This is a genomic window from Microbulbifer mixtoriginis (SeqCode) (assembly GCF_052467705.1).
In genome coordinates this window covers 2,500,410-2,514,886 of the sequence record NZ_CP174322.1, presented here as the reverse complement: position 1 = coordinate 2,514,886, position 14,477 = coordinate 2,500,410, and the positions used below count along the sequence as shown (strand labels likewise).

Annotated in this window: 13 protein-coding genes; 9 read left to right on the top strand and 4 right to left on the bottom strand. The window is 48.2% G+C overall.

All coding sequences use genetic code 11. From position 1 onward, the window contains the following. Positions 1 to 218: 218 nt before the first annotated feature. The 3 genes from ACJJIB_RS11140 to ACJJIB_RS11130 are packed head-to-tail and all read left to right on the top strand — an operon-like array spanning position 219 to position 8,096. Complete coding sequence (locus ACJJIB_RS11140; protein WP_444886092.1) at positions 219 to 5,345, top strand: alpha-2-macroglobulin family protein; 5,127 nt, start codon at positions 219 to 221, stop codon at positions 5,343 to 5,345. Positions 5,346 to 5,389: 44 nt separating this feature from the next. Beyond that, complete coding sequence (gene pbpC, locus ACJJIB_RS11135; protein WP_444886091.1) at positions 5,390 to 7,708, top strand: penicillin-binding protein 1C; 2,319 nt, start codon at positions 5,390 to 5,392, stop codon at positions 7,706 to 7,708. A gap of 16 nt (positions 7,709 to 7,724) precedes the next feature. After that, complete coding sequence (locus ACJJIB_RS11130) at positions 7,725 to 8,096, top strand: hypothetical protein (protein ID WP_444886090.1); 372 nt, start codon at positions 7,725 to 7,727, stop codon at positions 8,094 to 8,096. A 37-nt stretch (positions 8,097 to 8,133) separates the two neighbouring features. Here the strand turns inward: ACJJIB_RS11130 and ACJJIB_RS11125 are convergent, their stop codons facing one another. Then, positions 8,134 to 8,565, bottom strand: a complete 432-nt coding sequence (locus tag ACJJIB_RS11125; RefSeq protein WP_444886089.1) for a MarR family winged helix-turn-helix transcriptional regulator — start codon at positions 8,563 to 8,565, stop codon at positions 8,134 to 8,136. 121 nt (positions 8,566 to 8,686) lie between these two features. On the opposite strand from ACJJIB_RS11125, the gene ACJJIB_RS11120 reads away from it, so the two are divergent. The 3 genes from ACJJIB_RS11120 to ACJJIB_RS11110 all read left to right on the top strand — a co-directional run bounded on the left by ACJJIB_RS11120 (position 8,687) and on the right by ACJJIB_RS11110 (position 10,295). Then, on the top strand, positions 8,687 to 9,016 hold the full coding sequence (locus ACJJIB_RS11120; RefSeq protein ID WP_444886088.1) for a cupin domain-containing protein: 330 nt from the start codon (positions 8,687 to 8,689) through the stop codon (positions 9,014 to 9,016). 188 nt (positions 9,017 to 9,204) lie between these two features. Further along, positions 9,205 to 9,711 (top strand): GNAT family N-acetyltransferase, encoded by a 507-nt coding sequence (locus ACJJIB_RS11115; protein WP_444886087.1) that lies wholly within the window; start codon positions 9,205 to 9,207, stop codon positions 9,709 to 9,711. A 107-nt stretch (positions 9,712 to 9,818) separates the two neighbouring features. Beyond that, positions 9,819 to 10,295, top strand: a complete 477-nt coding sequence (locus ACJJIB_RS11110; protein WP_444886086.1) for an AgmX/PglI C-terminal domain-containing protein — start codon at positions 9,819 to 9,821, stop codon at positions 10,293 to 10,295. Between the two features lie 130 nt (positions 10,296 to 10,425). Here ACJJIB_RS11110 and ACJJIB_RS11105 read toward each other — a convergent pair whose 3' ends face one another. Next, positions 10,426 to 11,028 (bottom strand): nitroreductase family protein, encoded by a 603-nt coding sequence (locus ACJJIB_RS11105; RefSeq protein ID WP_444886085.1) that lies wholly within the window; start codon positions 11,026 to 11,028, stop codon positions 10,426 to 10,428. A 117-nt stretch (positions 11,029 to 11,145) separates the two neighbouring features. Further along, positions 11,146 to 12,051 carry a LysR family transcriptional regulator gene (locus ACJJIB_RS11100; protein WP_444885071.1) on the bottom strand — a complete coding sequence of 302 codons (906 nt, stop codon included), beginning with the start codon at positions 12,049 to 12,051 and terminating at the stop codon, positions 11,146 to 11,148. A gap of 103 nt (positions 12,052 to 12,154) precedes the next feature. Between ACJJIB_RS11100 and ACJJIB_RS11095 the strand changes: the two genes are divergently transcribed. Next, positions 12,155 to 13,099, top strand: coding sequence for a DMT family transporter (locus tag ACJJIB_RS11095; RefSeq protein ID WP_444886084.1), 945 nt, complete (start codon positions 12,155 to 12,157; stop codon positions 13,097 to 13,099). Positions 13,100 to 13,148: 49 nt separating this feature from the next. Here ACJJIB_RS11095 and ACJJIB_RS11090 read toward each other — a convergent pair whose 3' ends face one another. Continuing rightward, on the bottom strand, positions 13,149 to 13,394 hold the full coding sequence (locus ACJJIB_RS11090) for a DUF2164 domain-containing protein (RefSeq protein WP_152453703.1): 246 nt from the start codon (positions 13,392 to 13,394) through the stop codon (positions 13,149 to 13,151). A 197-nt stretch (positions 13,395 to 13,591) separates the two neighbouring features. Between ACJJIB_RS11090 and ACJJIB_RS11085 the strand changes: the two genes are divergently transcribed. Further along, the gene (locus ACJJIB_RS11085) at positions 13,592 to 13,999 is read left to right on the top strand and encodes a hypothetical protein (RefSeq protein WP_444886083.1); all 408 of its coding nucleotides are present in this window, start codon (positions 13,592 to 13,594) and stop codon (positions 13,997 to 13,999) included. Beyond that, a complete protein-coding gene (locus tag ACJJIB_RS11080) occupies positions 13,930 to 14,427 on the top strand; it encodes a DUF4349 domain-containing protein (protein ID WP_444888928.1) in 498 nt (165 codons plus the stop codon). The genes ACJJIB_RS11085 and ACJJIB_RS11080 overlap by 70 nt, the downstream gene beginning before the upstream one ends. Positions 14,428 to 14,477: the final 50 nt, after the last annotated feature.

Below are 14,477 nucleotides of genomic sequence, written 5' to 3'. Positions count from 1 at the left end.
TCGAGCCTAAGAAACCCTACTTGCGCGACTTCATTTAGCAATAACGAACCATATTCTCCTATTGCCGATATCTCCTTGGCTCCTTATCCCACCTTCGCTAATACTCATTACCAAGCTCAATACCCTTACTAACTCACATTGAGCAATACGAAAGCTTGAGACAACGTTCAAGACCAACTAAATTGTCCGCCACTTTCTTTACCAACTAGGAAATATCCATGTTCCCTCACCGCTTACCGCGTTGGATTGCGGTCATTCTTCTCTGTCTTGTTGCTATAGCCTGCACGCCTGAGAAGCCAGAAAAGCTGAGCGAGCCCTCTACTGAAAAGGCATCTACCCATGGGGCACTCAAAAGCGGTGATGAAAATTCAAAGGAAGAAACACCCCCATTAGTCTCTGCCCCAAAGGCTAGTGTTAAAAAGGCTAGTAGTGAGACTGGATCAACAACTTCCGATACCAACCCCCTAAGCAAGTCCAATGAAGAAGCTCCTTCGCAGGCTGCTACTTCCAACAACGACACGATGCCGCTGGTTGCGGATTCAACGGAAAGTGCTCTTACGGTGCTCCATATCGGCGAGCGGGTCTACAAAGATGCGCGAGCTATTGCGGTGATCTTTTCTGAGCCACTGCTGGGGAATGCCCATTTTGGTTCCTACCTAACCCTCACCCAGGAAAATGGTGAAGATGTCGATGGGGGCTGGGTTTTATCTGACAACCAAAAGATCCTTTACTTCACCAACATCGAGCCGAATACACGCTACAGTGTAGCGATACACCCCGGCCTGCCCAGTAAGGATGGATTCGAGTTACGAAAGTTAAAGAAGGAAACAGTTCACACCCGGCGTATCGAACCCAGTATCAGCTTCTCCAGTAACGGCAGTATATTTCCAGTTACGGTAACACCTGGCTTACCAGTGGCTGCCGTCAGCATTGAAGCAGTGCAAATCCATTTTCACAGAGTGAAGCCTGAACACTATTCCGACTTCTTTAGCCTGGTCAACAATCAGTCCCTGAGGTACTACTACCAGCTAAGAGCACTGAACAATGTTGCCGAATTAATCTACAGTGCACATTTTGATCTTACCCAGGAAAAATATGTTCAACGGGATTTCGATCTCTCCATCGGCCATATTGAGCCTCTAAAGCAGCCAGGCATTTATGTTGCAGTCATGCAACCGGCCGGTGTGTACAACACCAACCTTTTCGATGTCACCCACTTTTCTATTTCCAACTTGGGTTTACATGCCCGTTACTACCCGGAAAGCGTTGACCTCTATGTTTCCTCTCTGGATGAGGGTCAAGCATTGAAAGGCATCCAGGTGGAGCTACTGGATAACAAAGGAGGACTGATCAAACAGCAGACGACCTCCAAAGAAGGGCATGTTCGTTTTCTGCTCAGCCAGGAGCAGGAGGACTCCCAGCGCTTCTTTGTTGCGCGAGACCCAGATACAGGCCATTTCTCTCTGTTAGATTTGCGCGAACCGGCGCTGGACCTATCGGACTTCAAGCTGGGCCAACGCCCTTCCAGGCCGATGGAGTTCTTTATGTACGGTCCCCGGGATTTGTACCGTCCCACAGAATCCATACAAGTTAGCGGCCTGCTACGCAATTACGACGGGCGCTATTTAAAAGACTTACCGATCAAGGCGGACTTGATTAAACCCGATAACACCAGTGCCCGTACTTTCACTTGGCACGCCAGCGCGCCGGGATACTACGAGAAGCTGCTTCCCCTACCTCAAAATGCTCCGACGGGTGACTGGCGCCTGGAAGTCGAATTGGCCGATGGACGCAAAGTGCGCTACCCATTCAAGGTGGAGGAGTTTCTACCGGAACGTATGAAGCTGGTATTACAGGATGGTGAAGAGCGCAGCCTGGTTCAGGGGCACGATAAAGCCTTGGAACTGGAAGTTGAAGGTAGCTATCTGTACGGTGCTCCGGCCGCCAACAACCGCTTGGAAACTCTGGTACAAGTCAGCCACTACCGGGAACCCTTCCCTCAATGGGAAGGGTTTTTGTTTGGGGACGCCACTGAGCGATTGCCCGCGCGCCAGTTTAATGCGTCCACCATTGAGCTGGATGCTGAAGGGCTTGGCAAATTACCGCTGCGATCCCGTTGGAATCACGCGAAGAGCCCGCTGAAAATTAATCTGGTTTCGAGCCTGTTCGAGTCCGGCGGCCGCCCCGTAACTCGGCAACATCCCGTTCTGGTTTGGCCCGAGCATCCACTAGTCGGCATTCGCCCTAACTTTGGCAAGGAGAATCCCTCGGCCAATAGCCGACCGGAATTCGAAATTGTTGTAGCCGATGCGCTAGGTGAACCGGTCACAGGCCGCAATCTCAGTGCGGTATTAATCTCAGAGGATCGCCAATATTTTTGGGAGTACTCCGCTAGCCAGGGTTGGCACTATGAATACTCCACTGCCGAGTTCGAATCTTTCAGCCGCCAACTGCAATTTAATGAAGAGACTCCCCTGAAACTCACGGTGCCTGTGGAATATGGCCACTACCGTTTGGAAATTACCGATACTAATAGCGGAGCCACCAGCAGCCTGCGCTTCCATGCTGGGCGCGACTGGTATTACTGGTGGCGTAAGGACCAAGTAGCGAAAGGCCAGGCGGCCCGCCCGGATACCGTGGCTTTATCTTTAGATAAACCCAAATACGCACCTGGAGATTTAGCACAGCTCACTATAGTGCCACCGGCAGACGGTGAAGCGCTGGTGTTGGTAGAGAGCGATCGATTGCTGTGGTCCGAGCGTGTATCGGTAGAGAAATCGGGCACCAAAGTTGAAATTCCCATTTCAGCAGACTGGGACAGTCACGATACTTATATTTCCGTAACCGCACTGCGCCCGGCCGATAAGAATGAGCGTATCGCCCCTAATCGCGCTTTCGGACTGGCTCATTTGCCACTGGACCGGGAAGCCCGACGCTTGCCTGTGCGCCTGGAAGCCCCGGCACGCGCCCTGCCCGGCTCAGAGATAGAAGCCACCGTAATCACGGACCTGGACTCCATCGGTAAAAATGGCGGCGCAGCCTGGACCACCTTGGCAGCGGTAGATGTGGGCGTGCTCAATATCACCCGCTTTGAAACACCAGATCCCTTTGAAGCCTTTTTCGGCCAGCGCCGCTACAGTGTTGATGTCCGCGATATCTATCACCGAATTATTGAGTCTGGTAATGGCAAGCTGTTGGAGCAACGTTTCGGTGGAGATGCTGAACTGGCGCGTGGTGGAGAAGAACCCAATTCCGATGTGCAGATCGTTTCGCTATTTTCCGGGCCAGTGGAATTCGATCAGCAAGGCAAAGCCAAAATTTCCCTTCAGCTGCCGGAATTCAATGGCAGCCTGCGCCTAATGGCGGTGTCATTCAGTAAAGAGGGGTTTGGCAGTACTGAAGGAGAACTGATAGTAGCCTCCCCATTAGTCACCCAAGCTGCCCTACCCCGTTTTATGTCTCCCGGAGATCGCAGCACACTGGCGCTTGACCTGAACAACCTGAGCGGCCGCACGCAAAAACTGACTGTGGAAATGCGGTCTGTGGGCGCTGTGGATATGGAAATGGGAGAGCGTCTGTTAGAGCTGGCCGATGGCGAGCGCAAGACTTTGCGCTTCCCCATTACCGCTAAAGAGGCCACTGGTGAAGCCGAATTCCAACTGAGAGTAAATGGTGCGTTAGATGAAGATAGCCAGGATATCACCATCGAACGCCAGTGGCGCCTGGGTGTTCGCCCAGCCTGGCCCGCCACCACGCATACCCAGCGCCGTCTTCTAGAGCAGGATGAGAGTTTCAGCCCGGATAAGGCTTTTCTGGATTCCCTGATGCCGGACACGGTACAAACATTAGTATCCCTGGATAGCCGCCCGCAATTGCAACTTCAGGACCACCTAGCAAATTTGCTTCGCTATCCCTATGGCTGCCTGGAGCAAACTTCCAGCCGTGTTTATCCACTGGTGATGGCAACGCCGCTACAGCAACAAAAATTGGGCATCGAACCCCTGGACGAAATCGAGCGTGCGAGACGTATTGATGCAGGTATCGAACGTATCTTCAGTATGCAAAAAAGCAACGGCGGTTTTGGCCTGTGGAGTGCGGAATCAGCAGAGAACCAATGGCTCACCGCTTATGTGGCCGACTTACTTCTGCGCGCACGTGATCAAGGTATTGTGTTCGATAACACACGCCTGGAGTCCACCCTCAAGCGTCTGCAGGAATATGCCCGCGAGCGCGGTAGCTTCTATCAACAGCGCTATAGTAGTGACCCTGACTTTTACGCTTATGCTGCCCGCTCCTATGCCGCCTATGTGCTATCCCGTGTGCAAAAAATCTCGCTCGGCCAATTGCGCAGCCTTTACGAAAGCGGTGCTGACTTAACCCGATCCCCTCTACCACAGTTACATATGGCAATTGCTCTCCAGGCCATGGGCGATAACACCCTGTCTCAAGAGGCCTTACAAAAAGCCCTTTCCATTGAGCGCAAGCGCCTTAGTTACTACGGCGATTATGGCTCTAACCTGCGCGATACTGCACAGATGATCTCCCTATTGCTGGAGCATAATTTGGCTACCGACAAAGCCGAAGAGATGCTGTTTGAAATGGTGAATCTGCTCCGTGAACGGGAGTACCTAAGCACGCAGGAACGAGGCAGTATATTTATGGCCGGCGTTCAGTTACAGCTTAATGGCGGTGAAAATTGGTCTGCTTTATTAAAAACCATTGATGGTTTACGGGAAGTGAATGATGATAATCCACACAATACTCTCTTCCGTGGTCGTGAAGCCGCAGAGGTATTTGAGGTAACCAGCCAAATAGAAAATCTCTTCGCTGCTATTACCATTAATGGTTACAGCAAACAGGCACCTACAGAGGTGATGGATAAGGGCGTTAAAATCACACGCAGCTACCACAAACTAGACGGTTCAACTGTGGCACCCACTCAAGTGCGTGAAGGTGAACTCTATCTGGTGCGCTTGCAAATCGACGCGGACCGACGCCTGCCCGATCTTCTCGCAGTAGACCTGCTACCCGCAGGGTTTGAGCTGGAAAACCAGAACCTCGCCGATAGTGTCAAAGTGAATGAGCTTAAATTCGACGGTAAGAGTATCGCCCAATGGCAGGACGACCAGGACAATATACAACACATGGAATTCCGCGATGATCGATTTGTGGCAGCCTTGGATCAATCTGAGTGGAAACCCACCAACCTCTTTTATATCGCCCGAGCAGTAACTCCCGGTCACTACCAGGTACCACCTCCCTTTGTGGAGGATATGTATAACCCTGAACGCTTTTCCATTGGCAAGAACCCAATGGCGCAAGTACAGGTAATCGGCAAGCATTGAAACTGTTAGCCACACTAATAGCTCGATGGAAAAACAGCAGCCGCATGTTTCGCGTGCTGCTGATCTCACCTTTCTTTCTTTTAGTCACATTGTTGGCCCTGGATACTATTTTCCCCCCACCTTTGCCTGAAACACATGGTTTTGCGCGGGTAGTGGCTGATCGCCATGGTAAGCCACTGCGTTTCTTCGCTGATAATCGCGGCGTGTGGCGTTACCCCATCACGCAAGATGAAGTAGCGCCACGATTTATCGAGGCACTACTCACCTATGAGGATCGCCATTTTTATCAGCACCCAGGTATCAATCCCTTTGCGCTCGTTCGGGCGGCCAGCCAATACCTTCGCAATGGACATGTGGTCTCCGGTGGCTCCACCCTGACCATGCAGGTAGCGCGCCTGCTAGATCCACATCACAGGACTTTAATCGGTAAGACCAAACAAATGTTGCGCGCCCTGCAATTGGAATGGCATTTCAGCAAGCAGGAAATTCTCGATCTCTACCTCAATCTGGCACCTTACGGCGGCAATATTGAAGGCGTGGAAGCCGCCAGCCGTTTATACCTGCGTAAATCCTCCGCTGATCTCACCCACGCCGAAGCGGCACTCCTGGCAGTATTACCCCAAGCGCCCAGTCGCTTGCGACCGGACAGGCACCCAAATCGAGCACAAAAAGCTCGGGATAAAGTTCTGACCCGGTTACAGGTCTACGGCGTTTGGAGCGCAAACGAGGTCGAGCGCGCGCAGCTAGAAAACGTTTATGCGGAGCGTCTGGAATTTCCACAGAATGCCCCTCATTTATCCCGCTGGCTGGTAGAAAGCATCGGTGATCAAGAGGTGATTAACACCACCATAGACGGCAATATTCAGCGTGGACTGGAGGACTATCTGCGCGATTATATGGAGAGTTATCCGCAGAAAACTTCTGCCGCCGTTATAGTACTGGAGAATTCCGACTTATCTGTACGCGCCTATGTGGGAGCCTCCCATTTCGGTGACAAACGTCGATATGGCTATGTAGATATGGCGAGAGCCACGCGCTCGCCCGGCTCTACTCTCAAACCATTTCTGTATGGACTGGCAATCGATGGAGACCTGATCCACAGCGCCTCCTTGCTCAGTGATGCACCGCGAATTTATGGAGATTACCGCCCAGAGAATTTCCATCGTGGTTTTTCCGGCCCGGTCAGTGCTACTGCCGCTTTGCAGCGCTCTCTCAATGTCCCAGCCGTGCAATTGCTGGAGTACTACGGCCCCGGCCGATTCGCAGCGACACTGGAAAATGCCGGCCTCTCACTACAATTTCCCAGCGGCGGCAAACCTAATCTAGCGATGATATTAGGTGGCGTAGGTGCCCGTCTGGACCAACTCACCGGACTTTATGCAGCCCTAGCGCGCGACGGGCTATCCGCAGCACCCCGCTATTTACCCGAAACTCCACTGCGAGAGCGGTACCTGATGTCTGCAGAGGCCGCCTGGATCACATTTGAGATGCTGGCTTCCAACAGTGGTGGCTCACGCCGCTGGCGCAATCTAGTAAGGCAAAGCAAAGCAGATATTGCCTGGAAAACAGGCACTAGTTACGGCTACCGCGATGCTTGGGCGATCGGTGTAACCCCCAGCTATACCGTAGGAATTTGGGTAGGCCGCCCAGACGGCACCCCCCTCCCCGGCTACTACGGCTCCATCAGTGCAACGCCATTGTTAAACGCAGTGATTTCATCTCTACCAGGTAACAAGCAGCAACGCCTGGCAAGACCCGAATCAATAATCCAAACAGAAATCTGCTGGCCGTTAGGGGGCCAGAAGTCGTTAACCGAAGATGAACTCTGCCACCAACAGCGCAATGCCTGGCTTATCCAGGGCCGGGCGCCCCGAACCCTCCCCCCAAAAGGAGAACCTTTACGTGCTGCACAAACTTACCACTTCTTTGCCAACCAACAGGGCTTGCGGGTAAAACCCAGCTGTATGGACTCCTCTGCTACAAAGAGAAGCCTTGCCCTGTGGCCAAAGGAGCTGGAGTCCTGGTTGCCCACCAACCAAACTCGGAACCAACAAATCCCACCGACAGCGCCCGAATGTAACGCCCCAACCGCAACTACGGGTACCCCACTGAAAATTGTCGGTGCCAGCAATGGTAACCGATACCTTCCTACCGGTAACAGCGCTCCTTTACCACGTATAAATCTCAGCGCGATAGGAGGACAAGGAAAACGCTACTGGTTTATCAACGGCGAACCCAAGAATGAAACATTGGGCACTCAAAATTTTGCACTCTCACCACAGAGTGGGCAGCATCAAATTGCAGTGTTGGATGAGAGCGGGAATGTGGATCGGATTGAAATATATGTAGGAATTAACGATTAAATTTAGCACTATCAATATGGACAGAGATAAAAGCTATCGCAGGGCTTGTGAGCTCCAAACTTCTGGGAAGCTTTCTCAAGCTCTCCAGCTTTATGCACAGTTAACGGCCTCATCTAATGACCCAAGATATTACATCGCTTATGGTATGTGCCTCCAAGAATTAAATCATTGGAAACAATCTATAGCGGTTTTAAAAAGAGCCATTGATCTAAAGCCCCACTACTGCCTACCAGATGCACAACTTTCTCTAGCGATAGCTTACCTTAAAGTCAATCAGAAAAAGGAAGCGATAAAGCTACTGAGTCTTTGTGCATCAAGGGCTCCTGAATACCCAAGTTATGAGTCAGTTCCAAACAAAGCCAAAGAGTTATTAAAAAATCATAAATAACAAACCAAAGTGATAGACGATTGAATAAGGTCCAACCCTATTTTTTCAGCCGGGATAAAATTTTATGACACAGTGAGGTCAAGTCCTGTTGCTCTTCAGCCGTTAATCTGACCTTGCAGGCCATATCTTCAAGTATATGAGAGGTTTTCTGCTTTAGGTCGCGCCCTTTTCGGGTGAGGACAATCACTTTTGCACGCTCGTCCACGCTGGACTTTTGCCTCTCGATAAACCCTTTAGCCTCTAGGCGTTTCAGAACTTGAGTCAAGGTGCCTGCATCCAGGTAAGTCTGATGGCTTAGCTCTTTGATGAAAACAGAGTCTTCATTCCAAAGGCTCATCATCACCAGAAACTGCGGGTAGGTAAGATCAAACTGATCAAGCTCCGGCCTATATTCACGCACCATAGAGTTCGCTGTCGAATATAAGGCAAAACACACCAACTCTTGGAGATTGAACTCTTTTGGAGTCATCTTGATTACTCACTGAACAGATCTATATATTATGCGCGCAAAGTACTTGACGGTAAACCCGAACTTAAACAACAATACTTTGCGCGCAAAATATTGTTGTTTAAGATGGAAGAGTACTGCTATGAATCAAGTGAATTTTTCTGGCATCACGTCTAGTCACTGGAAGAATATTGAAGCCAGGGAGGTTGCTCCCGGCATATTCGAGAGAAGTCTTTGGAGAGAGGAAGCAGGAAGCTGGGTGTCTGTCTTCGAGTTTCTACCTGGAGCCAGATACCCAGGTGTGGAAACACATGTTGACGGTGCAGAACAAATTTTTGTGATTTCAGGGATCTTTAATGATGGCAGAGACGATCATCCCGAGGGATCATTTATTCACAACCCCATTGGCTCAGCACATATTCCCCAGTCAGAAACAGGATGTACTGTCTTGTTGAAATTTCAGGCAGCTTAAAATTTTCCTACCGTCTTGGGGTCCTATTCCTGGCAAAGGGCGCCCAAGATGCAGTCATTTACAGCCGTCCCTTTATCCCCTTCTGCCAACTCAAATGTTTTAACAATTCTTTAGAGATTACACAGCTAATTTTTATAGGCTAAATTTTGCTTTCACCCTATTCATAACTCGAATTCCCAGGCATTACCTTGAAATTAGTACCCCCTTCAGCTATCTATGAGGCTAGTTATCAGCAATATATAGAAGAGTTGGGTGATGAAGAGCGCTATCCCTTTCCTATGGATTTTGATCATGCGGACTTCGAAGCTCTCATCCAAAAGCTCATTAACTTTGCACAGGGTAAAAACCTACCGGAAGGCTTTGTCCCAAGTTCTACACTATGGCTTGTTGATGAAACTAAAATCGTAGGCGTCACCAATATTCGCCACTACCTGAACGATAGAATTACCCACTGCGGTGGGCATATTGGTTTGGGGATCAGACCCAAGTATAGAGGCAAAGGGTACGGTAAACGCCTGATGGAGCTCTCGATCCAGTGGCTTCAGGAAATGAAAGCCGGGACAATTCACATTCACTGTCACAAAGACAACTCCGCCTCTGCCAATACAATTAAGGCATGTGGTGGATTATTGGATTCTGAGATCGAAGCAGATGGGAAAATTGTACAAAGATACGTTGTAAAGCTTGGCGATTAATTGCTACAGAAAATTCACGAACCTTAAGTTTAACCAATCAATACGCTAATCTCCCCCTAGAGGTAGCATCTAAAGTAGACTAAGTACTTGGTCAAGAATATCGAAGTATGAATGGAAAAATGAACCGATTTACTTATCAAAGCTTATTCTGTATCAGTCTCACACTCTCCAGCAATCTTGCAAGCGCGGAAATTTATCAGTGGGTCGATCAAAGCGGAAACGCCAGCTTCTCTGATAAAAAACCACCAGCCATAGCAGATGCCACCCTTAAAAAAACCGTTAAGAAAAAGCGAGAGCGTAGCAGAGTAGAAATTCAGCAGGTATTTGATAAACACAAAGGCCAGCTTTATCGTTTATACTTGAGTGCGCGCAAACAAGACCCTGACCTTGAAGGCGGCGCGGAATTTATTATCGATATTGAACCTAGTGGCGAAGTCGCCAATATCGCATTGGCCAGCTCCAGCCTCGATTCCAAGCCGTTTACCGATCAGTTAATGGCAAAGATTCAGGAATTTAACTTCGGTGCCAGCGACACACGAAGAACAACAATTCACTACCCGATTCATTTTTTACACACCCAATAACCGCCAATTGACTTTGTGCTCTAATCCACTTGTGATCAATTATCCCACTAGCGGAGATATGGATAATTGATCACAAGAACAGCCTACAGATTGCAAGCATAAATACTAAACTACGGTATGTAAGTTATGCTCAAAATTGGTTTTCAAATAACACTTCACCCAATGCTAACTGGCCACCACGTCCATTCGCTGCCTTGCTAGCCTTACCCACGACTATCATCATTCCGATCAGATAACCTTCTGGCAGGTTTATAAGCTCGGCCACTTTATTTGAGTCAAACCCAACCAGTGCGCCGGTGTCATAGCCCAGTGCTTTTGCCGCAAGCATCATGGTTTGCGCCGCTAAGCCACAACTCCTTATTGCTTCATCTCGCTGTAATTGGGGTTTATCTCTATAGAAATCAGTTAGCATCGGGACTAAAAGTTCCCTCGCCTCTCTGGGCGCATCAGCCCAATAGCGTTCTGGTCGATCTTTCCAAGCGTTTATATCTGCACAAAGAATAATCAGCTCAGACGCATCTTCCACTTGCTGTTGACCCCAGGCAGCATCCTTAAGTCTGCTGCGAAGCCTGGAATCTGTTACTCGCAGGAATCTCCAATGCTGAATGTTATAGGATGTTGGCGATAACATTGTGGCTTGGATAAGCTGGTTAAACTCACTTGATGTCATCTTTTCAGATACATCGTAATGCTTTACCGAACGGCGAGTTTCAACAGCAGTGAACAGGTCCATAATTTCCCTCTGACAATTAATCATCTTGTGAATGTCGATGAGAGAAAGCTTATTGGGTTTCTCCTGGCTTGATAATGGGCTCTTTTGTTAAAAGATTGTTGAGAAAAAGTTTACAAACTAACAATCCCAATAGGGAATGTCGCCACCAAAGTACTCAATGGCAAAGTCTATAAAGGCCCTTACTTTGGCAGGCATATACTGCCGCTCCGGAAATACGGCATAAATAGTCTTGGCCGGCATTTGATATTCTTCAAACAAAGGCACCAGGAGACCACTCTTGATATCCGCTCCTGCGACAAAAGTCGGCAGGCGGCCGATGCCAAGCCCCTGGAGAATGGCTTCCCGCAGCGCTTCACTGTTATTGACCTGGTAGTTACCCCTGACTTCTATGGTGTGCAGATGGTTATCCTGAATAAAATTCCACTCTTTTACATCCCTGGAATAAGTAAACATCAAACAATTGTGCTCTGTTAACTGCTCAAGCTCGATCGGTTTGCCGAACTCTTCCAAGTACGCGGGAGAGGCACAGAGCACGCTTTGCAGAGGCGCCAGCTTGCGGGCAATCAAACTGGTATCAGGCAGGTCACCACCACGGATAGCGATATCAAACCCCTCTCCAATCAGGTCTACCACCTTATCGTCCATCACCAGATCAATCGTGATTTTTGGATAGCGCTTGAGAAACACTGGGATAAGCGGTGCCAAATGCAACCTGCCAAAGGACATTGGGGCATTGATTCGCAAGCGCCCCTGAGGCTCACCTTGAAGCTGAGTCACTGCATCCTGAGCGTCCTGTGCGGCCTGATAAGCGATTCGGGCATGCTGAAAAAAATGCTCGCCCGCCTCTGTCAAGCTCAGCTTGCGGGTGGTGCGATGCAATAGTTTTACCCCAAGTTGCTCTTCCAGCTGACTGACCCGTTTACTAACTGCAGACTTGGATATCCCCAGCAACTTGGCGGCCGGGGAAAAGCCACCGGTTTCGGCCACTGTGACAAATACCGGTATGGCTGCAAAACTTTCCATAAACTACTGTTTCCTTTTTCTCAACAGTATGTATCTTAATTGATGGATTATCAGTTTATCAGAAACGAGTTACTCTGATCTCGCTTTTATTGAGGGAAGAGTCATGCGTGAACTTTCAAGGGGTATCAACCCTACAGCAACGGCAAGCAGCGGCACATCATTGTGGTGGGTTCACGGCTTGATGATAGCCTGCACATTACTTGTCGCTGGCTCATTTCCTGTTGGTGCGTTAATCGCCGATTCGTTACCGGCAGATTGCTTGATGATGATTCGGTTCTTAATTGCAACAGGGCTATTTGCACCCTTCATATTCTTAAAGCATGGATTTCAGCTTCCACACCCCAAAAAGCTACTGGGTTATGCGCTACTCAGCATCCCATTGGTTATCTTTTTCTGGTGTATGTTTGAAGCGCTCAAATACACCACAGCAGTAAATACCGGCGCCCTCTTTACAACCGTTCCTGCAATGACTGCCGTCTTTGCCTTGATCATCAATGGTGAGCGTAGCAGCGCCCGCAAAGTCATCGGTCTTACCCTTGGAACATTGGGTGCGGCCTGGATTGTATTTGAAGGGAGTATTACAACAGCGATAACGCTGGATCTAAATAGAGGGGATTGGATATTCACCTTAGGTGCTATATCGCTCAGCTTGTATAATCCACTGATCAAGAGAGTCCACTCAGGGGAGCCTACAGAGGTTATGACATTCTGGGTTATTCTATTTGGCGCCCTCTGGTTATTACTGCTTTCATTCCCAAGTTTAAGCCACATTGAATGGCGGAATATACCTGTCGAAACTTACGGAGGGCTATTCTACTTAGCCTTATTCACAACATTAATCAGTTTTTTCCTACTGCAATTTAGCACAATAAGAATCGGGGCGACCAAAGTTGCAGCATACAGCTTCTTGAATCCGGTATTTGTACTGGTATTGGCTACAGCATTGGAAATGACGAAATTCACTATCAACTTTATACCTGGAATAATCTTAGTATTTGCAGCCATGTTATTTATCCAGGCAGAAAAACCCAAGAAAAAATACTCCTGAACAACTCAAGAACAATAGAATCAAATTGCCATCAATAGAGGCAATATTTCTAGTCGACAGTCTTTTCTATTTCATAAATTGCATCAGAAATATCTTCCAACTTAGAGGACACTATTACCTGAGCATCATGTAGACCTTGATTATAAAACCCTGCCCCCATCTCCTTTGCAAGAAAATCAATAAAGAACTCCGCTTCAAAACTGCCAATCTCCAACTCAAATTCTTTAGACAAATAACCCCTAATCTTTTCGATTAGCTCTAACTTTCGCCTTTCTTCCAGTTCTATTGTCGACATCACCTATTTTCCATCAATACACAAATTTAGAACAAACACTCAGCCCCATATGAGAATAACATAAATGTTGAGACCCTTAATGAATCCCAAATGCATGACTCCAAGTAAACAACATGTACAGCGGCGCATATCTTTATAAGTAAACCGGACAATGTTAGATTCGAATCTATTCGGATTAACTAAAAAACGGGATCAAAATGAGACTCTTTAACTACTTCTTTGCCCTGCTTATATTGGGCAGTAGCTTTGGCTGCTCAGAATCAAGCAGTGATAGATCAACAACTTCATACAGTCCCAATGCCCATACCACCAGCAACAGGGTTGCAGATATCCGGTTCCCGGAACCTATCACAGCGGGCAATCGAGGTGGACAAGATCAGTATATTGCTTACGAACATTTCCTGACAGCTGAACTACCTGCTGAAGAAGTTGAACCTGTATTCCACAAACTCCAATTACTTTGCCAACAGGAGATGGAGAAAAAATGCACTATATTGCATTCTAGTCTCCGCAATGATGAAAGCCCTACGGAAGGATTCACCTTAGAATACACCCCACCGGAGTCGATAAAATCATTGATCTGGCATCAAAGCAAGGAGGAGTGATACAGCGGGAAACCAAAGCAGAAGATTTACAGGATGTCATTATCGACAGCCAAAAACGACTTGAAATGTTACTCCAGTATCAATCGAGACTTATAGAACTGGAACAAAAATCTGCGAGTGACATTGATACTCTAATAAAGGTTGCTGAAAAGTTAGCATCGGTACAATCTGATATCGAGTATTCACAAGGTAAAAAAGCTAAACTGCTCAAGCGAATTCAGATGGATGTGGTTGAAATTGAGTTACACTCAAAATCTTATACTTCTTTCTGGAGTCCCATATTAGACTCCCTATCTCATTTTGGTGAAAATTTGTCTGATGGGCTATCTGAAGCAATCACTGCAATCGCCTACCTTTTACCCTGGATGCTTATCGCCCTATTGGTATTTTATCTGATTCGCATAATTTGGCGTAAAACCAGAACCTAGCAGTTTACATAGCCCCAAGATACACGCATGTCTTGATATGGGCTAAAGTA

What these genes read in the sequence shown, in the direction of transcription:
- ACJJIB_RS11140 (WP_444886092.1), top strand. Translation starts at nt 219, where the DNA reads ATGTTCCCTCACCGCTTACCGCGTTGGATTGCGGTCATTCTTCTCTGT.
- pbpC (WP_444886091.1), top strand. Translation starts at nt 5,390, where the DNA reads ATGTTTCGCGTGCTGCTGATCTCACCTTTCTTTCTTTTAGTCACATTG.
- ACJJIB_RS11130 (WP_444886090.1), top strand. Translation starts at nt 7,725, where the DNA reads ATGGACAGAGATAAAAGCTATCGCAGGGCTTGTGAGCTCCAAACTTCT.
- ACJJIB_RS11125 (WP_444886089.1), bottom strand. Translation starts at nt 8,565, where the DNA reads ATGACTCCAAAAGAGTTCAATCTCCAAGAGTTGGTGTGTTTTGCCTTA.
- ACJJIB_RS11120 (WP_444886088.1), top strand. Translation starts at nt 8,687, where the DNA reads ATGAATCAAGTGAATTTTTCTGGCATCACGTCTAGTCACTGGAAGAAT.
- ACJJIB_RS11110 (WP_444886086.1), top strand. Translation starts at nt 9,819, where the DNA reads ATGAATGGAAAAATGAACCGATTTACTTATCAAAGCTTATTCTGTATC.
- ACJJIB_RS11105 (WP_444886085.1), bottom strand. Translation starts at nt 11,028, where the DNA reads ATGGACCTGTTCACTGCTGTTGAAACTCGCCGTTCGGTAAAGCATTAC.
- ACJJIB_RS11100 (WP_444885071.1), bottom strand. Translation starts at nt 12,051, where the DNA reads ATGGAAAGTTTTGCAGCCATACCGGTATTTGTCACAGTGGCCGAAACC.
- ACJJIB_RS11095 (WP_444886084.1), top strand. Translation starts at nt 12,155, where the DNA reads ATGCGTGAACTTTCAAGGGGTATCAACCCTACAGCAACGGCAAGCAGC.
- ACJJIB_RS11090 (WP_152453703.1), bottom strand. Translation starts at nt 13,394, where the DNA reads ATGTCGACAATAGAACTGGAAGAAAGGCGAAAGTTAGAGCTAATCGAA.
- ACJJIB_RS11085 (WP_444886083.1), top strand. Translation starts at nt 13,592, where the DNA reads ATGAGACTCTTTAACTACTTCTTTGCCCTGCTTATATTGGGCAGTAGC.